The following is a 23,012-nucleotide window of genomic DNA, read 5'->3' as shown; positions in this document are numbered from 1 at the left end:
AGGGCAATTGCCGTATGTTTTGAGGGAATTCTAATAGCTAACTTTACAGCTATAATTTTAATATGAGCATTTTTCAAATAACCATCTTAGTCGTTGTGTTTTTGATGACTATTGTAAGTATCCTGGTATTTTACTTTCAGAAAAAAAAGGAGCGGCACATACATCTTCAAGCAATCCTTTTGAGTACCAATGCTATTGCCAAAAATAAATACCAAATAAAAGTAAGACAAACCCATTTGGGTACTTACGATTTCTTAAAGCAAAACATAACAGATGCCCTTCTTGTTCAGCAGGAAATAGATATACGGTGTTAGCTTTTAATTTGCGAATAGTGCCAAATACGGCAAATGCCTTAGGCTGTTCTAAAGCTATTTAGGCTACCTTTAGGCAACTAATCAACCCATTAGAATTATGAATGTACGTGTAGCTATTGTAGACGATAATACTTTTTTAATCCATGCTATAAAAGAAAAGCTTTCCTTTTTTGATGATATTAGTATAAAACATACTGCTGCCAATGGAAGTGAGTTGCTTTTAAAATTAGAAGAAAGCCACCATCTTGATGTAATTTTAATGGATATTGAAATGCCGGTTCTTAATGGAATTGAAACTACCCAAATCGTAAAGCAGAAATACCCACAACTTAAAATTATAATGCTCACAGCGTTCGATAATGATGAAAATATCTTTAATGCTATAAAAGCAGGAGCAGATGGTTATTTGCTGAAAGAAATAAACCCTAAAGATTTGCATGCTGGAATACACGAAACCTTAAACGGGGGTGCCGCTATGAATCCTTCTATTGCTTTAAAAACTTTAAAACTTCTAAGAAATCCCATAGATATTCAAAATCCCAGAGATCATGAAGAAATTTCCCTTTCTAAGCGAGAAGTTGAAGTACTGGAACAGCTAAGTAAAGGCTTAAGTTATACCGCGATTGCCGAAAATTTATTTCTTTCGCCAAGCACCGTACGTAAACATATAGAAAATATCTACAAAAAACTACAAGTACACAGTAAGATTGAGGCCGTGCAAAAGGCTAAAAATCATAATATTATTTAAAGCATATTAAAAACTGCGTGTCTATCTTAACAAGGGTTTAGCAAGTATGTGTTAAGAGATGCTAATATAGTTTTACAGGCCATTAGCAAACGGTATCTTTATTTGAAAATTAAATAAAATACCATGAAAAATATTCTTTTTATAACCCTGTTGTTAGTATTATTTTCTTGCAAAGACGATGATGAAGTCAATGCTCAGGCTACAATTCCTACTACTCCTGGAGCGTCTTTTGCAGCGAGTACCAATTCATTTACCGAAACCTATACTACCTTACTAAGTGTTTTAGAGGCCAATGAGAATATTACCATTGTAGCCGAAGTAGATCATACAACAAATGCTCAATCTGCTGGGTTAGAACTTAGAAATACACGTTTGGTGCTTTTTGGTAATCCCAGCCTCGGAACTCCTATTATGCAATTGAACCAGCAAGCTGGATTGGATTTGCCACAAAAAATGTTGGTCTATGAAGACGAAGCAGGGTCGGTTTTAGTGAGTTATAACGGAACAGAATATGTAGCGGCACGTCACGGAGTTGCAGATGCAGAAAGTCTTGCTCAAATAAGTAATGCACTTAGCAATTTCGCTGTACTATCCACAAATGGAACGGTACTACAAAGACCTGCTACTTCTATTGCCTTAAATGAAGGCATAATTACCGTAGAAAGCCAAAATGATTTTGAAACTACGTATAACAAGCTTAGATCTAGTATTGCAAATAATGATAACCTCACTGTAATAGCTCAGTTAAACCATCAAGATAATGCAAATTCGGTAGGGCTGGATTTACTTCCTACCAGAATCATCATTTTTGGAAATCCTGCTTTAGGAACACCATTAATGCAAAGCTCGCAAACCACTGCGCTGGATTTACCACAAAAAATGTTGGTTTGGGAAAATAGCGAAGGAAAGGTGATGATATCCTATAACGATCCTGCATTTTTAAAACTAAGACATACGATTACGGGAGCAGACTCAGTATTGCTACAAATTACAAACGCGTTGAAAACCCTTGCGGAAGGTGCTTCAAATTTATAGGAGTTTGCTAGTAAATTTAATACTCTCTAAATTTATAAAGGTAGCGGCTGTGGAAAATATTGAAGTTGTCAATACGGCAGTACACCTGAATTTTCTAGACCTATCGTAAGGATTGTAGCTAAAGTTGCCAACGCTACCGTAGAAATTTTGTTTATTTTAGCACTAGGAAATACACCAACTTAAAGTATCCATATACTCAAGAATTTAGGCGATTTGGCCCTTGTTACCTGTTATAAAGTAGCGTGGGAGGCCTCTCTGTAAATTCCTGTCTATTATTTTAATACAATCAAATTTGTCCACTTTTACCAATGGCAGCACCTCTTACCGAACAAGAATTACACAACCTCGCTATGAACATCGTAGGGAAGGAATTGGAATCCAATGGCTTTGAATTTCTGGGCGTAAACTCAAAACTAAAAAGAGACCCGCAGTTTGTTGCTTTAAAAGATAAAGAACTTCATTTTGTTATTGTTCGATCGGTTCATTATCCACAGGATGCCAATGTGTACGATCCTGTTTTTATGCAAAGTATAAAGAATCACGCAGATAAATTTGAAGCAAAAACCTATTACGCTGGTGTTGGTTTAGGTCACGGAACAGATTATGCCAAACCAGTAGTGAAAGATGAAGACTACACCATGGTATATAATGGATTACAAGAAATAAGATAATTATGAAGAAATTACTGCTGCTTTTAAGTGTTGCTTTTGTGCTGATGTCTTGTGCTGAAAAGCTTCCGGAAGCCAAAGTATTGCAAGGAAATGCCTTTGGAACCACCTATTCAATTCAATATTTTTCTGACACCCAATTTGATGCTCAAAAAGGACTAGATTCCGTATTTTATTTGGTGAACAAATCGGTGAACACCTATATTCCTGAAAGCGATATTTCCAAAATTAATCAAGGAGATTCCACAATAGTGGTAGATGAAATTTTTAAAGAAGTTTTTAGGATTTCTGAAACTGTGTATACTACTTCTGAAGGCTATTTTGATCCTACCGTTGGAATACTTAGAAATGCATATGGCTTTGGAGATACGCTTCCTAGCACCGAAATTGACAGCATCGTTTTAGATTCGTTACGTAGGTTTGTAGGTTTCAGAAAAGTAAAATTATTAGACAACGGAAAAATACAAAAGCAATATCCTGAAATTTATTTCGACTTTAACGCTGTGGCAAAAGGCTACGGAATAGATAAAATAGGCGAATATTTAGAGGCGCAGGGAGTTTCAGATTATATCATAGAACTTGGCGGAGAGTTGCTTGCAAAAGGAAAAAATTTGATGAAAGATCAATTTTGGACTGCTGGTATTGAAGCGATAGATTCTGAATTGGACGATAGAAGTTATTTGGCAACCGTACGGCTAGAAAATAAAGCGATGGCTTCTTCGGGAAATTATAGAAAATTTAGAATTAACCCACGAACAGGAGAAAAATATGTTCACACCATAAACCCATTAACAGGCTTTGCTGAAGAAAGCAATGTAACTAGCGCAACGGTTTTAGCATCTAGCTGTGGCTTGGCCGATGCGTATGCAACAGCTTTTATGGCAATGGGACTAGAGCGTTCTAAAAAATTACTTGCAGAGATAGACGGTATTGATGCCTACTTGACCTTTTCTAACAGTACGGGAACTCAAGAAGTTTATAGCTCTAAAAAATTTTCAGAATATATTATTTCTAGCGTTTCAGAGTAAAATGACCCTTTATTTCTCTAGTATCTTCTAATAATATTCTAAACCAATAGTCACTGGATGGTAGCTTTTTCCCATGATACGTTCCATCCCATCCGGAAGACAGTGAGGATATTTGTTTCAGCAATTTTCCATACCTATCAAAAATATATATTTTGGCTTTTGGATAGGCGCTAATTCCAGGGATTTGCCAAGTATCGTGAAACCCATCTTGATTTGGGGTAAGAACTCTAGGGTAATCCAGTACTAAAATTTTGTCTGTTACAGTACCGCAACCGTTCTTGTCACGGACAAAAATTAAGTGTTCACCAAATGAAGGGTTTTCAAATACATTACTATCCTGAAAAATAATGGGTTTATCTAGGGCATATTCATAATCTCCTGGCCCCTCCACCAAAACAGTAATTGTATTATTTGGAAAATTGAAATCGGTAACAATTACTTGTACTATAGTCGCAATATCTGAGGGTAAAACTTCGGTAGTAACAGTATTGGTACACCCAAACTCATTGGTTACAGTTACAGAATAGCTGCCTGGCTCCGTAATTGAAATTGTACTTAAGTCGGGCCCTTCCTCTTGGGTACTCCAACTATAAAAATTAAATCCTGGTTGTACCGAAATTTCAATGGGGTCGGTACTTTGGAGGCAATAGTAATGGGGTTCATTATCAAAAATTGGGATGGGTTTTGGACGCACAAGAAGAGCGAATTGTGTAACATCAAAACATCCAGTACTAAGTTCTACCAGAGCTGCATAAATAGGCTGTGGATTAGAGGTGTTTGTGAAAACTTCCAAAATGCGATTAATATCCTGTTCACGATCTGTTACAGAACTATAATAGCGAACCACAAATTCGTTACTAGGTAGGTTGCCAAGTATTTCACTATCCTTTTCAGTTAAATCAAATTGCGCTACAGTATCAAAATCGTCGTCACAAAGTAAGAAATCTGAAGGTTGACTAGCGAGTTTAATTTTGTTTATAAAAGCATTAAAAGAAGTGACACTAAAACAATCTGAAAAGGTGGGGTCTTCCACTCTAACAAATATTTCCAGCGAAGTTTCGGTTAGGGTTACTATAGGGCCAATAGGGTTTGTATTCAGGATCGCATCGTTGTTGGATAGATGATATGAGAAAACATAATTATTTGGATCACTTATAACCACGGGTTGAATTAAATCGAGATTGTACATCTCAGAGGTATCATAGCTACACAAAGCTACATCTGCTGGTTTCGAAAGTGCTGGGTTCCCAGTTTCTATTGTAAACTGACTTATGTCGCTACAGCCGTTATTACTTTCTAACCTTGCATAAATTGTTTGCGGATTGGCATTATTTATATAGGGCGATATAAGGTTGTTAATACCAATATTAGCATCGTTAAGACTACTATGAAAAGTAACAGTTGTATTGTTTTGATTTCCTTGTATTGCTGGAATTAGTGCATCCAGATCAAAGGGTGTAAAACCATCTAAGGTGCCGTCTGCATCACAGCTAATAAGGTTGTCCACTTCGTTTGCAGTAACGCCGTCTGGTAAGCCAGCTGAGCCCGTATATCTAAAATCGAAGCCTTCAGAACCAACGGCTCTGTCAATTAATATGAAATAGGAATCTCCAGCTTGAGCCTCTATAAATTTTAGATAGCCATTTCCATCTGGCCCAGGGCCTTCCGTAACATCAGTTTCTGTAAGATTAAGACCAGTTTCTGCTGGAACTCCAGCATCTTGTGGATTGGTACTGGAGCATCTTATAGGGCTGCCTAAGGTAGTGCAAGTACTGGTTGGTCCATAAATGGCAAAATCATAATCATCCACACCATTGGCAGGAACAATGTCGAATGTAAACTCCCCGTCCGAAATAATATTTAATTTCAGCCAAATTGTGTTACTATCAAAAGTGTAACAACTAGGTTCGATGTTTCCAGGTAATGAAAACTCATCGAAACCCACTCCTGTAGGGTCTAATCCTAGGCTTGTGGTTCCACAAACTACAAGTGCAAATTCGCAATCGTTCGGATTTTGAGAAAAAAGAAAGGTGGTAGGTGCTAAAAAAAGTAGGGCAAATAAGAATCTCATAATTTATTTATAAACGATAGGTAATAATTCGTTTTTAGGTAATCTATATTTTTCTATCTCTTCATCAGATAATTGAGCGGTGTAATTTACTGCGTTAAGCTTGAATCCAATCGATTTCAGTTTTTCAAAATAATCCATTCCATAGACGCGAACGTGGTCATACTGTCCAAAGATGGCCGCACGCTCTTTGGGGTCTGTGATGGAATTATCTTCAAAAGTAGTTGCCCGATTTCGGTCATAAGGAACTTGTAGGATGGCAGTTCCGTTTGGGGTTAACACTCTGTACACTTCTTTCATCGCCTTCGTGTCATCTGGGATGTGCTCCAGCACGTGATTGCAGATAATAAAATCGTAGCTGTTATCTTCAAACGGAAGGTTGCAAATGTCTGCTTTTACATCGGCAATGGGGGAGTTGAGATCTGTTGTGGTATAGGTGATATTTTTCAGCTTTTTGAATCGTTTCAGAAAAGCCTGTTCTGGAGCAAAATGTAGCACACGAAGTTTTTCAGAAAAAAAAGAGGTTTCATTTGTGAGGTACAACCAGAATAAACGGTGTCTTTCCAGCGACAGTGTTCCCGGAGCCAAGACGTTTTCACGAACTTTCTCATAGCCATACGGAAGGAATTTCCGATACGAATTCCCGTCTATTGGATCGATATAGTTATTGCCTCTTAAAAAAAATGCTACAAAGGGGCGTGCCACGTAGCTTAAACGTATGAGCAGCGTTCTGGGGAATAGATTTAAAAGAAATTTAAATAGTTTGTTCAAAGTATGGTACTAAATTAGAATCTAAACTCATCTTCTTCATCACAAACAATCCCCAGCGCTTCGTACACATAATCGAACGTAGAAAGCAATTTAGGTTTCCCGTCTACCAAAGCAACATCGTGTTCAAAATGAGCACTTGGTTTCCCGTCACGTGTTACAATGGTCCAACCATCTTTTAACTGATGAATGTGGTGGGTTCCAAGATTAATCATAGGTTCAATGGCAATGGTCATGCCTTCGATAAACTTCTTTCCACGACCGCGTTTTCCGTAATTAGGAATTTCTGGATCTTCGTGTAATTTGGTTCCCAGCCCATGACCTACTAACTCGCGCACAACTCCATACCCGTGCGACTCGCAATAATTTTGAATGGCATGCCCAATGTCTCCCACGCGATTGCCATTTTTAAATGCTGCGATGCCCAAATACAACGATTTTTTCGTTACTTCTAAAAGTTTCTTGGTTTCTGGAGCTACTTCCCCCACCTCAAAAGTATAGGCGTGATCGCCATAAAAACCGTGCTTTATAGCACCGCAATCTATAGCCACAATATCACCTTCTTTTAAAGGAATATCTGTGGGTAATCCATGTACTACAGCTTCATTTACGCTGGTGAGTAGGGTGGAAGGACAATCGTATAATCCCAAAAAGCCAGGAACGGCATCTTGTTCGCGAATAAATGCTTCGGCCATATCGTTTAACTTATTGGTGGTCATGCCTGGTTTTACTTCTTTGGCTAACATTCCTAAAGTTTTTGAAACCACCAGAGCAGCTTCCCTCATTAAAACGAGTTCTTCGGTTGTTTTTGATATGATCATGTATCGATTTTCTTTTTTCTAAAACTTTTAACTAAACTAATTCAAGGGCATTTGTAATTTTGGCTACAGCTTACCCCTTTATCATTAGTACCTCTTACATTCCAAACCAGCCTTTTTTCTTTTTAGGTACTGCTGGTGCAACCTCACCTAATAAAGTTTGATAAATTTCTCCCCAGCCCACAAGTCCGCCAATATTTCGGTCGTCTATAAACAGGTCTGCATTTATTTTTCGGCTGTATTTTTCGTCAAATTCTTCTTCGGGAAAACTTTTGTTGACGGCGTAAAAGATAATTCCGTTTTCCTTGCAAAAAGCTACGGCTTCGTCTAGCGCTCGTCCGTGTCTATAGGTCCAAAGAATTAAGCGATGCCCTTTTCCCTGCAATTTTTTGAGCGTGTCAAAAGCAAACAGTTGCGGTTTTCCTATTTGTGGGTAGGCATCTTCTACAATCGTGCCGTCAAAATCTACAGCGATGGCAAGTGTGTCGTTCATTTCTATTGAATTGGACGACAAAAATACAAAGAAAATAAAGGATTAACGATGGTAGATTTAGATTGACGATTGCTTACATAAAAAATAGGCATCCTATTTCGAATAGGCAGGAAGATACGCTTCATCTTTTAAGATGGTGAGCATATCCTGCTCCAAAGTCTTATGCGCATACTCTACAATTCGGTTTAAAGTATCGCCATCCCTCATAAAAATTATGGTAGGTACGTACTCAATAGCATATCCTCTTTCCAATCCAATAGGAGTGTCTTTATCGTGGGAAAGTGCTACAATACTAAAATTTTTATAATTGAAATCTGTGCTATCCAAAATTTTATAGAGAGCAGGAACCTCACGTTGGCTGTCTTCGCACCAAGTGCCCATAAACACTTTAATAGTCACATCCTTCAGAAGCGGTTTTATGCTATCCAATACACGGGTGTCCAGTGTGTGATTCGCTTGGCTTTCTTTAAACCATTTGCTGTAAGGTTCGGCTTCAAGACCGGTTTTATTAATCTTTCCAAGGAGCATCATTCCCCCATCTTCGGGATCTTCAAATTCGTTGTTTACTTTTTTGTCGAGTGTATATATGATGACTTCTTCCTGGTCCTCTTCTGAATTTTTTTCAGTAGAAGTTTTACAAGAAAAAAGTACTACAAGTGAAAGTATTGTTATGGCGTATTTCATATTCTGAATTTTTAAAGTAAGGATTTTTGTGTCATAGCTTCGGGTTGTGGAACGCCCATTAACTCTAAAATTGTTGGAGCAATGTTAGCTAAAACACCCGAATTAATTTTTTTTATTTCTTTGTCTACCAAAATCAAGGGAACAGGATTGGTAGTGTGTGCTGTATTTGGGGAGCCGTCTGGATTACGCATGGTTTCACTGTTGCCATGGTCTGCAAGCACCAAAGTTGTGTAGCCATTTTTGAGTGCGGCTTCTACAATCCCTTTTGCACAGGCATCTACAATTTCACACGCTTTAATAGCTGCCGAAAGCACACCTGTATGTCCCACCATATCTGGATTGGCGAAATTTAAACAGATAAAATCTGCCGATTGTGAATTGATCTCTGGAATTAGTTTATCCCGAAGCTCATAGGCACTCATTTCTGGCTGAAGATCGTAGGTAGCCACTTTGGGCGATGGACATAAAATTCGCTTTTCACCTTCAAAAGGTATCTCCCTTCCGCCGTTAAAGAAAAAGGTAACGTGTGGGTACTTCTCGGTTTCGGCAATGCGAATTTGTGTTTTTCCGTGTTTGGAAAGCGTTTCGCCTAAGGTATCTTTAAGATCCTCTTTGTTGAAAACCACTTTAATATTTTTAAAGCTATGGTCGTAGTTGGTTAAGGTTACAAAATATAAAGGAATTCTATGCATCCCAAACTCTTCGTAATTTTCCTGGGTGAGTACTTCGGTGAGTTGGCGACCACGATCGGTTCTAAAGTTGAAGAAAATAACCACATCGTCTTTTTCAATAATCGCAATGGGTTTGTTTCCTTCAGTAAGAACGATAGGTTCTATAAACTCATCGGTTACTCCGTTTTTATAACTTTCTTTTATACTTTCTAGGGCGTTTGTGGAAGAAGTTCCATTTCCGTTTACCAACAAATCATACGCTTTTGCAGTACGTTTCCAGCGTTTGTCACGATCCATTGCAAAATACCTTCCTAGTACTGAAGCTAATTTTCCTGTGGTTTTTGACAGGTGTTCTTCCAATTCTGCTACATCATTTACGGCACTTTTTGGATCTACATCGCGACCATCGGTAAAAGCGTGAACAAATACATTTTCCAGTTCATTTTCTGCAGCGGCAGAAAGTAATCCTTTAAGGTGATTTAGGTGAGAATGAACGCCACCTTTGCTTACCAAACCTACAAAATGTACTTTCTTGTGGTTGGTTTTGGCATAGGTAAAAGCTTTTTGCAACACCACTTCATTTTTTAAAGTATCTTTTTCTAACGCCAAATTAACTTTAGCCAGGTCCTGGTACACAATACGTCCAGCTCCTAAGTTAATATGCCCCACTTCGCTATTCCCCATTTGGCCGTCGGGCAGGCCCACATTTGCCCCGTGCGTTAATAATTGCGCTGTTGGGTACTTTTCTGAAATACGATCAATAAAAGGAGTTTTGGCCAGCGCGATAGCAGAAACGTCTGGGTTTTGAGTTATTCCCCAGCCATCAAGGATTAAAAGAAGCACTTTTTTATTCATCTTGCAAAGATAGGGAATCCTGTTTTTGAGAATAACTTATGCTATTTTTTTAATGCTGAAATTTTACAATACTGTTACACCATACATATAAAAGCCACATAAATTTTAATCAACAATCAACAATCAACAATCAACAATCTTATTCAACCGTCCCACCATACTTCCGGATACTTTCCTTAATCTGTTCAATCCTGTTATCTGGATCTGGATGCGTACTCTGAAACTCGGGAGCACGGCTAGGGCCTGCTGCTGCTTTTAAAATTTGCATGACGCCAATCATTTCATTGGGGTTGTAACCCGCTTTTATCATAAACCGAACACCTAGATCGTCACTTTCTAACTCGTCACCACGACCGTTGGTTAACAACGTACTCATTCCAATTTGTGATACGACGCTGCCGGCACTGGCACCTACTTCGGCTCCTTGGGCTACGGTTTGCCATAAATCGCTATTTGCCACCCGCTCGCTACTATGGCGACCAATTACATGACCAATCTCGTGCCCTAACACACCCGCAAGTTGGTCTTCATTTTGCAATTTTGAATACAGGGCGTAGGTAATAAATATTTGTCCGCCAGGAAGGGCAAAGGCATTAATCGTTTCTGGGTCTGCCAGTAAATGGAAATCGTATTGATAGGGTGTTTGGATAGCTACGGTATTTTGCACCAGCTTTTGGCCCACTAGGTCTATATAATTTTGAAGTTGCTGGTCTGGATGCATACCTCCATATGCTTCAATCATTTGAGGGGCATTGGCGAGGCCAATAGCAATTTCTTCCTGCGGGTTCATAGAAATGGCCTGTGTAGTACCCGTATACGGATTCTCTTCCATGGAAGAACAATAGCGCACCAGGCCAAAACCAGCAATAAGCACCCCTATTAAAATCCTAATTTTCCAACTTCCTCTCATAAAAATTGCATATTTTATATTCCCACGAAGGTGGAAAACTCAATTTAAACTTCCTAAAGTTACAAAATGTTTGGGTTTAAAATTAGAAGGCGCTTCTAAAGTAACTCAGGATTTATATCCAAAATATTTTCAGAACGGTATTTTTTAATAAAATCTTCTGTAAAATGTTCAGCACCTTTTATTTTTTCTTCCAGCAGAATTTGCTTTACATCTAGTTTTTTATACGCCTGCAACATTGGTTTTGAAACGGGGGCGTAGCTAAAATGCCATGGCTCGTATTTAAAACCTTTACGGTTGGCATTGTCGGTATATACTTCATAAAACCCGAAATCTTTTGCGTGTTCCGTAAGCCATTCTTTCAGTTTACAAAAAGGACCTTTGCCGTGAAAAAGCTCGGGTTGTAACACACTTTTGGGTCGGGGAGAGGCGCCACTATCTATGATGTCTATGTCTGTACCCCAATGGTGACGGGAAGTTCCGGGAATGGTGGAATACTCAATAATTTTTTCGATGGCTTGCATAGGGGTAAGGCCTTGCTGCGTAAAGCGGTTGTATTTACCTTCATAAATTTCTTTTTGCCGTTGGAAACTTCGGTAGGCAGATACTACTTCAATAGTGATACCTGCTTCGGCAGCGGCTTTTTTCATTTTCAGAAATGCAGCCTTGGCATCTGTATGCATTTTACTGGTATAGGAATCACCCATAATATCTGGGTTGCCCTTACCAATTAATTGCGAACGGGTAAATGTGGGTTGCATTTCCGCAGAAAAAGACAGGGAAGGAAGTAAAGAAATTCCTAGACCTGCTAAGGAACTTAGTTGTAAGAAATGGGCTCTTTTCATAATTTAAAAATAATCAATTAAAGTGCCACTTTCTATCTCATAGGCACTTTTATCTTGTTCAAAAACGCGCGCTGTAAGCTTCCCTTTCAGTACTATTTCTTTTCCTTGTACACGTAGCCAACTGCCTTCACGCAACCCTACCACTGGAATGGTGTTTTGAGTATGAAATTCTTTAATGCGCGTTTCCCGAGTCTCACCCATATGTTTGCTGTTAGGGTCTGGGTCTAAATAATGCGGATTTATATTAAACGGAATCACACCTAAGGTTTTAAAACTTGGCGGGTATACAATAGGCATATCGTTTGTAGTCATTATCGTGGAACCGCAAATATTACTTCCCGCACTCGTGCCTACATAGGGTGTGCCGCTAAAAATTGCTTCTCGTAGTGGTTGCATCACCCCCAGTTCATGTAATGCTTTTACTAAAACAAAGGTGTTGCCGCCACCCGTAAAAATTCCTTTGGCATTCTGTATGGCTTCAACGGGATTTTTAAACGTATGAATTCCAACTATTTTTTTGTCAATTTTTCTGAAAGCTTCAGCTGCTTTTGTGGTGTATGGATCGTGTAAAATCCCACCCGGTCTTGCGTAGGGGATAAAGAGTATTTCTTCAATTTCAGAAAATAAAACTTTCAGTTCAGGAAGTAGGTAGTCTAAATAACTGCCCTTGTGGAGTGTTGAGGTGCTGGCAATGATGAGGTTTTTCATAGGATTGTAATATGTAAACTAATATTTCGTCTTTGTAAATACATCACAAAGCTTACGATTATTTTCGGCTTTAAAAATTTTAACTACAAAACTTACCTGTGAGAACTATAACTACCTTCTTTTTTTGTGTTATTTCTATATGCGTTTTTTCCCAAAGTGTGGAGCGCGTACAAGTTATTGGTAAAATTAGCGCCTCCCAAGACGAAGACAAGGAGGGTGTGAGTATTTATAATAAATCATCCCAAAAAGGAACCTTGAGCGATGCAGAGGGTAACTTTACCATAGCGGTGGGAGTAGAAGATATTATCGTTATCACAGCTTTACAGTTTCAAACCTTTACGGCCAAAGTAACTCAAAGCATTTTGCAAAATAAGACATTAACTATTCTTCTCAACACAAACATAAACCGGCTAGATGAAGTTTTGTTGCGTAGCCATACCCTCACCGGAATTATAGACCTGGACGCAAAGAATATAGAGGTTTTTGTCGCTCCCAAATTAGAACTTGGCTATGGTGTAAACGCCAGTTTTGCTCCGGACAGGTTCTCCAGAATCGAAAAAAATATAGCGCAAGAGGCCTTAGGCTACGGGACCATGAGCAACGGCGTTAACGTTGGGGCTTTATTAGGACTGGCGTTTACGTCTCTCTTTCCCAAAAAAGACAAGAAAGACTATACAGACCCTTTCGCCGAAATAAAATCACAACGACCCACTCTTCAGGATAAATACAGTGCCCAATATTATAGTGCAACCTTTAAAATCCCTCTGGAGCAAGTAAACGATTTTATTTACTTTGTTACACATAACGTGGCCACCTGGCATTTACTTGGACCCGAAAATGAAATGCAATTGTTAAAAGTTCTTTTCGAACAAAGCGAACGCTACAAGAAAAAATTAGAAACAGAAGAATAGGCTTTTAAGGAAAACTACCTTATTTTTATAGTATGAAACAGTTCTTACTACTCCCTTTTTTGCTATGTACCTTTCTATGTTGTGCGCAACAAATAGAACGGGTACTGGTAAATGGTGAAATTATAGTGCCCAAAGGAGACGATAGAGAACAGATTAGCGTATATAATGTCTCCGCACAAAAGGGAACAGCAACCGATGCCGATGGAAAATTTACACTTGAAGTGGGAAAAAACGATCGGGTGTTAATTACGGCGCTTCAGTTTCAGTCCTTTACGGTGGTAGTAGACGAAGGGGTGGTAGCGAAAAAGCTTATGCGGGTCTTTATGAATCCAGCCATCAATCAATTAGATGAAGTAGTCGTGAGTCCGTACGATTTGTCTGGGAATATAAATGTAGACGTAAAACGAATGCAAGTGTACGATGCTCCAGAGTACGATCTGGCTTATAAAACAATTAACTACGATTATGAATTTACGCCAGACCGCCAATCTGCTATAGAAGGCAACGCAGCAGAGGATGCTCTTAATAATGGCGGACTTCAAAATGGCGCAAATATTAGAAATCTCTTTGGTCTATTGTCCAGAGCCATTTTCAATAAAAAAAGTAGAAATGCACCTCAGGAAATGCTTAACAACGGTCAAATCCTGGTCACAGCATTACAGCAACGGTATAGTCCGCAGCACTATTCTGAAACTTTTGGTATCCCCGTTGAAAAGGTAGATGACTTTATTTATTTTGCTGAAGAAAATGCTATAGAGCCTCATATGTTGAAGTCTGAAAATGAAATTGAATTACTCGAAGTGCTTTTTGAGCAAAGCAAGGTGTATAAAGCGCGATTAAAAAATGAAGAATAGACTTTGTTTACTCCTTTTCACACTTTTGTGTTTTGCTGAAGTAAGCGCTCAAACTACCCAGTTACAAGGTAAAATTACCAATGAGGAAGATATTGAGGGCATTCACGTTTTAAATAATAGCTCTCGGAATAATAGCGTGACAGATGCCTTTGGGAACTTCTCCATTCAGGCGAAGGTCGCTGATACCTTGGTATTTTCGTCTGTGAACTATCTTCCGAAGAAAATTGAAATTACGGAAATCCTACTAGAAAGAGGTATTGTAGTGGTAACGCTGGACAAACTAATAAATCAGCTAGACGAAGTGTTTCTGGGGAGCAGGCTTACTGGAAATCTGGAAACAGATATTAAAAACATGCCTGTAAAAGAAAAAATTGATTTTTGGACTTTGGGCATTCCGGGGTTTCAGGGAGAGCCCGAGGAGAAGATTGTGCCCGCTTACACTTTTTATGCACCTACCGCATTAAATGTAGAGGCATTATACAATCATTTAAGTGGGTATTACAAAATGTTACGTACCAAACGAAAGTGGGAAGGAGAGAACAACACAGTTGCAAGAATCTTATACGAATATGATGAAGCTTTTTTTCTGAAATCGTACCAGATCCCAGAACATAAGCTGTACGATTTCATCTTATTTTGCATGGAAACGTCGACCTTACAAACCGACTTTACTAGCGGAAATTATGGCAAGGTACTAGGCACTTTTAAAGAGAAAGCCCCTCAATATGTGTCAAGATTAGAAATTACAAGCGAAAAAAAGGAATAATTGTTGTAACATCGTAACTTCAAAAGTGTCTTATATCCTCATTTATACCTATGAAATTTCTTAAAATTGCCCTTATTTTACTCTTATTTCCGTTGTTAACAGCATCCAGCAATCATAAATTTTATGTGAGCATTACCACAATAGAATATGCCCCAAAAGAGCAAACCCTTCAACTCATCACCAAAATATTTCTGGACGATATAGAAGATGCTTTGGAAACCCGCTACGGAAGAAAATTCAATTTCAATTCAAAAAAAGAGACCAAAGAAGATGGCGAAATACTGAAGGAATATGTTTTTCAGAAAATAAAAATTAATGTAAATGGCACCCCTGCAACTTTCAAGTATATAGGGAAAGAGTACGATATAGACGTTGTGAAATTGTATATAGAAATACCTAACATTTCAACATTACAATCTATTGAAGTTGAAAACAAAGTATTACTGGAGATGTTCGATGAGCAACAAAATATTATTCACGTGAAAACGAACGCTGCCAGACGCAGTTTAATTCTTGAAAAACAAAACCCTAAAGGATTGTTAAATTTTAATGATTAAACCCATAAACACTTTATATCAAGTATTTTTAAGCCTTTCAAAAAAACCAATAAATTTATCTACCCATGAAATTAGTGAAATACCTATCCTTGCTAGCTTTGTTTCTCACCGCTGGAATGCTATACGCACAAGATGGCGACGTTGAAAAAGACGAAGCCCGTAAGCCAGGACATTACAACCATAATCGCTTTAAGCAATTGTACGAAGAGTTTTCTACTCCAAATATGTACCGTTCTCCAAACGGCGCTCCGGGGCCAGAATATTACCAGCAACAAGCAGATTATAAGATGGACATCATTTTGGATGATAAGACATCAAAAATTTACGGTACAGAAACCATTACGTATTCCAACAATTCTCCAGATGCGTTAGAATATCTTTGGGTACAACTAGACCAAAATGTTCGTGCCAAAGATTCTAAGTCTCCTTTAATAGAGTCCAGCGGTGCAACCCCTGCAGAGACTGCAGGTGCTTTTGTAGGGAAATATATGGGAGCTGCCTTTGACGGTGGTTTTAAAATAGAGTATGTAAAAGACAAGTCTGGAAATGCATTGCCTCATACTATTAACCGCACTATGATGCGTGTAGATATGCCTAAGCACTTAAAACCAGGGGAGCAATTTACGTTTTCTATAAAGTGGTGGTACAATGTGCCAGATCACACTATTGATCGTGCCAGAAGTGGATACGAGGTTTTTGATGATGGAAATAAAGGATATGTTATTGCACAGTTCTACCCACGTATGGCAGTATACAGCGATGTAGAAGGATGGCAAAACAGCCAGTTCTGGGGACGAGATGAGTTTGCGTTGCCGTTTGGCGATTTTGAAGTAAACATCACGGTACCGTCAGATCACGTGTTGGATGCGACAGGGAAGTTGTTGAACCGAAAGGAAGTCTTCAGCAAAGAAATGATGAATCGGTATGAAAAAGCACAAAAATCGTACAAAGATCCAGTAATCATAGTAACACAAGCCGAAGCCGAAGCAGCTTCAAAAGGCTTTGCAACAGCTACTAAAACGTGGAAATTTAAGGCAGAAAATGTACGTGACTACGGTTTTGCGACCTCAAGACGTTTTATATGGGATATGATGGCGGTAAAAATTGGTGATCGCGATGTGATGGCAGTTTCAGTTTATCCTCCAGAAGGAAACCCTTTATGGGAAGACTGGTCTACCAAGGTTGTTGCCAGTACTTTAGAGAGTTACTCTCGTATGGCATTTGACTATCCGTACCACAAAGCGATTTCGGTTCACGCAAAAAATCAAGGGATGGAATATCCAATGATTTGCTGGAATTACGGTCGCCCGGACAAAGATGGGAACTATAGCGAAAGAACAAAATACGGAATGTTTGGTGTGATTATTCACGAAGTAGGGCATAACTACTATCCAATGATTGTAAACAGTGACGAGCGCCAATGGACGTGGATGGACGAAGGTATTAACACGTTTGTACAGTATGTAGCCGAGCAGGATTTTGGCGAAAAATACCCAGAAGCCATTGCTCCTAATACAGCATATCCATCACGTAGAGGACCCGCTAAAAACATTGTTGGGTATATGAGCGGAGATCAGGATTTCATAGCGCCCATTATGACCAAAGGGTTAAACACCTACAGTTTTGGTAATAATGCCTATTCTAAGCCAGCAACTGGATTAAATATCTTACGGGAGACCATTATGGGTCGTGAGCTGTTTGACTATGCATTTAAAACGTATTCACAGCGCTGGATGTTTAAGCACCCAACCCCAGAAGATTTCTTTCGTACTATGGAAGACGCGTCTGCAGTAGATCTGGATTGGTTCTGGAGAGCTTGGTTTTACACTACAGATTATACAGATATTGGTGTTAAAGAAGTAAAGAAATTCTACGTAACCAGCAAAATGAACAAAGAAGTAAAAGAAATGATGGAAGCGCGCGGAATTAAAGAAAGCGACTTGCCACCATTGGTATACTTAGTTGAAGAAGGAAGCGAAGATTTTGAACCCAGTATGAAAAACGGATCGTTAAACGACATAACTACTTTGCAAGAATATATACTGGAAAATGTGCCTGCAGCAGATAGAGCAGCGATGAAAAACCCTAAGTATTTTTACGAAGTAACTTTCGAAAAGCCAGGAGGAATCCCAATGCCTATTATTGCTGAAGTAACTTATGCAGACGGAAGCACAGAGCGTTTTACCTATCCAGCACAAATCTGGAGATTAAACGATGCTGAAGTAGGTAAAGTAATAACTTCTGATCAGGAAATCACTAAAATTGTAGTAGATCCAGACGAAGAAACTGCAGATATTGATACCGAGAACAATACCTGGCCACAGCGTAAAAAGTTAGGAGAATTCAACAAATTTAAAGAAACAAAAGGCGAAGAGTAGTTGTCTTTTACTAGAATCTATAAAAAGCCCTTTTCAATTTTTTGGAAGGGGCTTTTTTTTGGACCCAGGACTTCGGTCGCTAAAGCTCCCTTTTGGATTCACGAACCAATATAATTTTTACTGTAATTCGTAATTCGTAATTCTAAATTCTGAATTGAAAAAAGTATCTTTGCACCCTATGCAGTTAGTAACCCTTCCTTTATTTATTAGTGGAGCCGAAATAGCGTTTATCCTATTTATCGTGCTTATGGTTTTTGGTGCCGATAAGATGCCGGAAATAGCCCGCGGATTGGGAAAAGGGATGCGCCAAATAAAAGACGCCACCAACGATATTAAGTCTGAAATCACCAAAAGCGCCCAGAAAAACGGTCTGGATATAGACATCACCAAAGACGTTAGAAAAGAGATAGATAAGGTGAAAGATGATGTGGAAGAAATATCTGGCCCTATTAAACGCAATTTTTAATGCTCCAAACCCTAAAAGAATGGGACAGAGAACTCTTTATCTGGCTTAATAGTCTTGGGATAGAACGGTTTGATGGTTTTTGGATTTTCGTCACTCAAATTGAAAGCTGGATTCCGCTGTTTCTCTTTTTCTTTATCATTATTTTTTTGAAGTATGGTTTTAAAAAAGGCTTTATAGTAATCTTTTTTACCATCCTAACCTTTGGTGTTACCATTACCTTTACGAATCTTGTAAAAGACTATATAGCTCGTTTACGCCCTAATAATGTCGATGCACTGGCAGAAGTAATACGGATTCTCCAAAAACCCACAAACTTTAGCTTTTTCTCGGGACATGCCTCTTCCAGTTTTGCTGTGACTACCTTTGTAGCCCTGGCAATCCGTAACTACACAAAATGGATTTATCTGGCGTTTATCTGGCCCCTCATCTTTATTTTAAGCCGAATTTACGTAGGTGTTCATTACCCCAGTGATCTCTTTGTAGGTGCTTTGGTTGGTGTAATCATTGCCGTTTTAATATATTGGATCTGTAAGAAGGTCTTAGAGAAAATGGGTTAGGGGTTGTCCAAGCAACTAGGTGATTTTTTATGCTATTAAGAATGCGCACACTAGGTAGTCTTTTTAAATACCTGCAATTATAAATATGTTTACTACCTTATAAAAGAGCACTATTTCAATAAAAATCATTGTATAGAATTCTATCTTTACACCATGCAATCCAAAATCCTTTTTATTACGCCACCGTTTACGCAGTTAAACACAGCGTATCCGGCAACTGCGTACCTTAAAGGGTTTTTGGAAGCCCATGAGATACCCTTTTCTCATTGCGATTTAAGTATAGAGCTCTTTACCTCAATTTTTACAGGCGATTTTTTGCGAGCTATTTTTCAGGAAGCAGAAGCCTTGGGTAATTATCAGTATCCGGAAGTTAGTAAAATGAAAGAGCGGTACATTTCAACAGTAGATGTGGTTATAGGATTTCTTCAAAAGCAGGATATCGAAACAGCACATAAAATTTTAGACACTCACTTTTTACCAATAGGTCATAGATTGCTGAAAGTTAATACTGAAATTAAATGGGAGGCTGGAGATCCAGGGATTATTGATAAAGCAAAGCATTTCGGAACCCTTTTTATTGAAGAAATTGGAGATTTTATTCAAGCCAATGTAGATGAGTTTTTTGCATTTACCAAGTACGCCGAACAAATTGCGACTTCAGCAAGTAGTTTTGATGAGTTGGACGAATTATTGAGATACCAGCCTACCCTCATCGAAGATGAAATGATGAACATCTTAGAAGCGCAAATCCATGAACACCATTCCAATTTAATTTGTTTTACGATCCCGTTTCCTGGGAATTTGTTTGCAGCCTTACGATGTTCTCAATTTATCAAACAATTTTTTCCGGATATAGCGACTGCTTTTGGCGGAGGCTATTGTAACACAGAATTACGTTCTCTTACAGATCCAAGAATTTTCGAATTTGTTGATTTTATTTCATTAGACGATGGCGAAGGACCGCTACTAAAAATTGTTAACTACCTTGAAGGTACGATAGCTATAGATGAGCTTGAAAGGACTTTTGTGTTGGAAAATAAGCAAGTAGTCTACAAAAATAAAATCCCCAATACCATCTATCATCATAGAAACTTGCCTGCTCCAGAGTATTCCGGATTGCCATTTCATAAATATGTTTCATTTTTGGATGTCGTAAACCCAATGCACCGTATGTGGACAGATGCCAGATGGAATAAGTTAACGATTTCTCATGGATGTTACTGGAAACAATGTTCGTTTTGCGATGTAAGCCTGGATTATATTGGAAATTATCAAAACACGACAGCAGAAGATTTAGTAGATAAAATTGAAAAAATAATTGTGGATACAGGCATTACAGGTTTTCATTTTGTAGATGAAGCTGCACCACCTAAAATGCTAAGAGCTTTATCAACTAAATTGATAGAAAGAAATATAAAAATTACATGGTGGACCAATATTAGATTTGAAAAAACATTCAACTTTGAGTTATGTGAACTAATGGCAAAATCTGGTTGTATCGCTGTTACGGGTGGCTTGGAAGTTGCATCGGACCGATTGCTTTCAAAGATGAAAAAAGGGGTCGATATTGCACAAGTAACGAGAGTGACCCATAATTTTTCCAAAAACAATATTCTGGTGCACGCATATCTTATGTATGGATTTCCTACCCAAACCGAACAGGAGACTATCGATTCACTTGAAGTAGTAAGGCAATTATTTGAAAGAAACTGTATCCAGTCTGCATTTTGGCACCTTTTTACAACTACAGTACACAGTCCCATTGGCAAGAATCCTGAAGCATTTGGAATAAAAATTACAGGACCTGTATTTAAGGGATTTGCTCAAAACGACTTAACGCACAAAGATCCTCAAGGAGCTAACCATCCCAAGTATACCAAGGGATTAAATTTGGCATTACACGATTATTTAAATAAAACAGGTTTCGAAAAAGAATTACAACATTGGTTCGATTTTCCTGTGGTTGACGTCAGTCATTCTGAGGATTTAATTGAAAGTTTCTTAGATTAGCATCTAGCTGAAAGAAGTAAAATAGTATGAGCTTGGTCTTTCTCTAAAAAAGTACTATCAAAATTAAATTCCTAACCAGGAATTGAAATCCCCTGTCTTATTTTGGCTTGTCTTTAATACTTTGCTTTCGGAGTTTAGAAATACAGTAACGGTGTTTTTATTATACCTTTCTATCTTATCTATAAACTTGCGTTGTACAATTTCGCTGCGATTAATTCTAAAAAACTCTTTAGGATCTAAAAATAGTTCTATTTCTTTAAAAACGGTTTGAGGCATTATATGCCTTTTATTCATTTGGTCAAAAGCAAAAATAACTCCATTGTCGGATTGTAAGTAAACCATATCCACCACCTTTAAAAAGTAAATTTCTTTATTCAATTTTATGGCGAATTGAGTTTTATATTCAACATTACTTTCTTGACGCTCTTTCAGTAAATTATTTATAGAACCTATCAATTCATTGTAATTAGCGGGTAGCTTTCCTTGTAACCTAATAAATTTATCCCAGGCTTTTGAAAATTGTTCAAAGGAATATGGCTTTAAAAGATAGGCTATTCCATTTGCTTCAAATGCGTTCATTAAGAATTCATTATACGCAGTGGCAAAAATAATCGGGCAATGTAAGGAGACTTTATCATATACATTGAACACACTACCATCTCTCAGTTCTATGTCGGAAAAGATAATATCAAAATCTTGTGTTTGTGCTAGAAATGCCCTAGCATCTGTTACGGTTTCTAACTCGGCCACAATTTCATAGGAAGCACATGCCTGCTTTATAAAACGTTTCAGTTTTTTTCTGGCGGGGGCTTCGTCTTCTATAATTACTATTTTATACATTAGTATTCTTATTTATAAAGGGCAACGTCACTTTAAAATAAGTGCTGGTTTCTTCTATGGAGATATCGTTACTTCCTAATAAAGTAAATTGAGTAGACAGATTTTTAAGGGCTCTGCCACCCGTTATTTTTTTATGCTGCTTTGCAATTTTAGTATTAGTCACCTGAATATTTTCGCTAATAAATATAGTTATGTATACGGGGTTTTCGATGGTTCCTAAGTTGTGTTCTATAGCATTTTCTATCAATACCTGTAAGCAAAAAGGAGGCACTAATACTTGTAGCTGGCTATTTTCTTGCTTGATTTCTAATGAGTAATACCCCGCATATTTTTCTTCCATAAGCTTAAAGTAACTTTCAGCAAACTGAATTTCTTCTTGTAAAGAGATCAGTTTTTTTTCTGATGTTACTAAAGAGTAGCGATATAACTCTGAAAAATGATGTAGAAAACTACTCGCTTTCTCTTTGTCTTCTTCTATAAGCTCATCCAGTGTATTCAGGTTATTAAACAAAAAGTGTGGATTTAATTGCGCTTTTAATTGCTGAATTTTATTTGATGCCAGTGCTTTGTCATATTCATTAATGGCACTTCTATAGGTACTGTTTTCCTTGGAATATAAAAAGGCCATATATAAGCTACCGAATAGTATGAATTCACCAATTCTATTCATATTTACAATTAGTAAGGTTTGAGCATTAAAATTTCTTGACACCGTATCGAATAGCATCGCTACTATAATATTCAATATGTTTGAGGCACAAATGTATATTACGAAGGCGATGCCAAAGTATTTTATATAGGATTTAAGATTGTTAACTTCTTGTGCTCCCTTTTTATTTAAAAAGTTGATGATGGATTTTATTAGAATAAATATAATAAAAGCTGCTAAAAATTGTCCAATAGGTCCGTCTGGTAAAAATACCACCTCCAATTTTTGTCCCGCAACAATTCTGTTATTTACGACTAACACATAGCTTAAGAGAAAAACAAAGAGTACAAAGTATCTATCAATCTGTAAATAAGTTAAAAGCTTTTTCATTGGAAGGCAAATTAAGAAACTTCC

The 23,012-nt window shown here is 37.9% G+C and carries 24 protein-coding genes; 13 read left to right on the top strand and 11 right to left on the bottom strand.

The genetic code is table 11. The features are described from left to right. Positions 1 to 62: 62 nt before the first annotated feature. From ACQ2HF_RS01255 to ACQ2HF_RS01235, 5 genes are all read left to right on the top strand, one after another. On the top strand, positions 63 to 314 hold the full coding sequence (locus tag ACQ2HF_RS01255; protein WP_432411697.1) for a hypothetical protein: 252 nt from the start codon (positions 63 to 65) through the stop codon (positions 312 to 314). A 97-nt stretch (positions 315 to 411) separates the two neighbouring features. Further along, positions 412 to 1,062, top strand: coding sequence for a response regulator (locus ACQ2HF_RS01250; RefSeq protein ID WP_432411696.1), 651 nt, complete (start codon positions 412 to 414; stop codon positions 1,060 to 1,062). Positions 1,063 to 1,185: 123 nt separating this feature from the next. Beyond that, positions 1,186 to 2,097, top strand: coding sequence for a DUF302 domain-containing protein (locus ACQ2HF_RS01245; RefSeq protein WP_432411695.1), 912 nt, complete (start codon positions 1,186 to 1,188; stop codon positions 2,095 to 2,097). A gap of 308 nt (positions 2,098 to 2,405) precedes the next feature. Further along, complete coding sequence (locus tag ACQ2HF_RS01240) at positions 2,406 to 2,768, top strand: Na(+)-translocating NADH-quinone reductase subunit F (RefSeq protein ID WP_432411694.1); 363 nt, start codon at positions 2,406 to 2,408, stop codon at positions 2,766 to 2,768. Between the two features lie 2 nt (positions 2,769 to 2,770). Next, positions 2,771 to 3,793, top strand: a complete 1,023-nt coding sequence (locus ACQ2HF_RS01235; RefSeq protein ID WP_432411693.1) for an FAD:protein FMN transferase — start codon at positions 2,771 to 2,773, stop codon at positions 3,791 to 3,793. Here the strand turns inward: ACQ2HF_RS01235 and ACQ2HF_RS01230 are convergent. From ACQ2HF_RS01230 to pepE, 9 genes are all read right to left on the bottom strand, one after another. Further along, the gene (locus tag ACQ2HF_RS01230; RefSeq protein ID WP_432411692.1) at positions 3,777 to 5,864 is read right to left on the bottom strand and encodes a T9SS type B sorting domain-containing protein; all 2,088 of its coding nucleotides are present in this window, start codon (positions 5,862 to 5,864) and stop codon (positions 3,777 to 3,779) included. The genes ACQ2HF_RS01235 and ACQ2HF_RS01230 overlap by 17 nt on opposite strands. 3 nt (positions 5,865 to 5,867) lie before the next feature. After that, positions 5,868 to 6,632, bottom strand: a complete 765-nt coding sequence (locus tag ACQ2HF_RS01225) for a class I SAM-dependent methyltransferase (protein WP_432411691.1) — start codon at positions 6,630 to 6,632, stop codon at positions 5,868 to 5,870. A 14-nt stretch (positions 6,633 to 6,646) separates the two neighbouring features. Continuing rightward, positions 6,647 to 7,450: a type I methionyl aminopeptidase gene (gene map / locus ACQ2HF_RS01220; RefSeq protein WP_432411690.1), complete on the bottom strand. Its 804-nt coding sequence runs from the start codon at positions 7,448 to 7,450 to the stop codon at positions 6,647 to 6,649. A 94-nt stretch (positions 7,451 to 7,544) separates the two neighbouring features. Next, entirely contained in the window at positions 7,545 to 7,940 is a 396-nt protein-coding gene (locus ACQ2HF_RS01215) for a BT0820 family HAD-type phosphatase (RefSeq protein ID WP_432411689.1), read from the bottom strand. 93 nt (positions 7,941 to 8,033) lie between these two features. Continuing rightward, on the bottom strand, positions 8,034 to 8,624 hold the full coding sequence (locus ACQ2HF_RS01210) for a TlpA family protein disulfide reductase (protein WP_432411688.1): 591 nt from the start codon (positions 8,622 to 8,624) through the stop codon (positions 8,034 to 8,036). 11 nt (positions 8,625 to 8,635) lie between these two features. Beyond that, on the bottom strand, positions 8,636 to 10,150 hold the full coding sequence (gene gpmI / locus ACQ2HF_RS01205) for a 2,3-bisphosphoglycerate-independent phosphoglycerate mutase (protein WP_432411687.1): 1,515 nt from the start codon (positions 10,148 to 10,150) through the stop codon (positions 8,636 to 8,638). A 139-nt stretch (positions 10,151 to 10,289) separates the two neighbouring features. Further along, a complete protein-coding gene (locus ACQ2HF_RS01200) occupies positions 10,290 to 11,060 on the bottom strand; it encodes a M48 family metalloprotease (RefSeq protein WP_432411686.1) in 771 nt (256 codons plus the stop codon). 95 nt (positions 11,061 to 11,155) lie between these two features. Continuing rightward, a complete protein-coding gene (locus ACQ2HF_RS01195) occupies positions 11,156 to 11,902 on the bottom strand; it encodes a M15 family metallopeptidase (protein ID WP_432411685.1) in 747 nt (248 codons plus the stop codon). Positions 11,903 to 11,905: 3 nt separating this feature from the next. Further along, positions 11,906 to 12,610, bottom strand: a complete 705-nt coding sequence (gene pepE, locus ACQ2HF_RS01190; protein ID WP_432411684.1) for a dipeptidase PepE — start codon at positions 12,608 to 12,610, stop codon at positions 11,906 to 11,908. 158 nt (positions 12,611 to 12,768) lie between these two features. On the opposite strand from pepE, the gene ACQ2HF_RS01185 reads away from it, so the two are divergent. The 8 genes from ACQ2HF_RS01185 to ACQ2HF_RS01150 all read left to right on the top strand — a co-directional run bounded on the left by ACQ2HF_RS01185 (position 12,769) and on the right by ACQ2HF_RS01150 (position 21,109). Next, positions 12,769 to 13,521, top strand: a complete 753-nt coding sequence (locus ACQ2HF_RS01185) for a carboxypeptidase-like regulatory domain-containing protein (protein WP_432411683.1) — start codon at positions 12,769 to 12,771, stop codon at positions 13,519 to 13,521. Positions 13,522 to 13,553: 32 nt separating this feature from the next. After that, positions 13,554 to 14,375, top strand: coding sequence for a hypothetical protein (locus ACQ2HF_RS01180; protein ID WP_432411682.1), 822 nt, complete (start codon positions 13,554 to 13,556; stop codon positions 14,373 to 14,375). After that, positions 14,365 to 15,141, top strand: coding sequence for a hypothetical protein (locus ACQ2HF_RS01175; RefSeq protein WP_432411681.1), 777 nt, complete (start codon positions 14,365 to 14,367; stop codon positions 15,139 to 15,141). The genes ACQ2HF_RS01180 and ACQ2HF_RS01175 overlap by 11 nt, the downstream gene beginning before the upstream one ends. 50 nt (positions 15,142 to 15,191) lie before the next feature. Then, positions 15,192 to 15,698 (top strand): DUF6702 family protein, encoded by a 507-nt coding sequence (locus ACQ2HF_RS01170; RefSeq protein WP_432411680.1) that lies wholly within the window; start codon positions 15,192 to 15,194, stop codon positions 15,696 to 15,698. Positions 15,699 to 15,763: 65 nt separating this feature from the next. After that, entirely contained in the window at positions 15,764 to 18,076 is a 2,313-nt protein-coding gene (locus ACQ2HF_RS01165; protein ID WP_432411679.1) for a M1 family metallopeptidase, read from the top strand. Between the two features lie 178 nt (positions 18,077 to 18,254). After that, positions 18,255 to 18,542, top strand: a complete 288-nt coding sequence (locus ACQ2HF_RS01160) for a Sec-independent protein translocase subunit TatA/TatB (protein WP_432413046.1) — start codon at positions 18,255 to 18,257, stop codon at positions 18,540 to 18,542. Beyond that, entirely contained in the window at positions 18,542 to 19,099 is a 558-nt protein-coding gene (locus ACQ2HF_RS01155) for a phosphatase PAP2 family protein (RefSeq protein ID WP_432411678.1), read from the top strand. Before ACQ2HF_RS01160 ends, ACQ2HF_RS01155 begins: the two co-directional genes overlap by 1 nt. A 153-nt stretch (positions 19,100 to 19,252) precedes the next feature. Beyond that, complete coding sequence (locus ACQ2HF_RS01150; protein WP_432411677.1) at positions 19,253 to 21,109, top strand: B12-binding domain-containing radical SAM protein; 1,857 nt, start codon at positions 19,253 to 19,255, stop codon at positions 21,107 to 21,109. Positions 21,110 to 21,172: 63 nt separating this feature from the next. Here the strand turns inward: ACQ2HF_RS01150 and ACQ2HF_RS01145 are convergent, their stop codons facing one another. Both ACQ2HF_RS01145 and ACQ2HF_RS01140 read right to left on the bottom strand, forming a co-directional pair. Then, complete coding sequence (locus ACQ2HF_RS01145) at positions 21,173 to 21,949, bottom strand: LytR/AlgR family response regulator transcription factor (protein ID WP_432411676.1); 777 nt, start codon at positions 21,947 to 21,949, stop codon at positions 21,173 to 21,175. Beyond that, positions 21,942 to 22,988 (bottom strand): sensor histidine kinase, encoded by a 1,047-nt coding sequence (locus ACQ2HF_RS01140; protein WP_432411675.1) that lies wholly within the window; start codon positions 22,986 to 22,988, stop codon positions 21,942 to 21,944. The genes ACQ2HF_RS01145 and ACQ2HF_RS01140 overlap by 8 nt, the downstream gene beginning before the upstream one ends. Between the last annotated feature and the right edge of the window lie 24 nt (positions 22,989 to 23,012).

Source organism: Rasiella sp. SM2506 (genome assembly GCF_050859505.1).
GTDB lineage: Bacteria > Bacteroidota > Bacteroidia > Flavobacteriales > Flavobacteriaceae > Marinirhabdus.
Note: the sequence above shows the minus strand (reverse complement) of the source record. Positions and strands in the feature narration are given on the sequence as shown.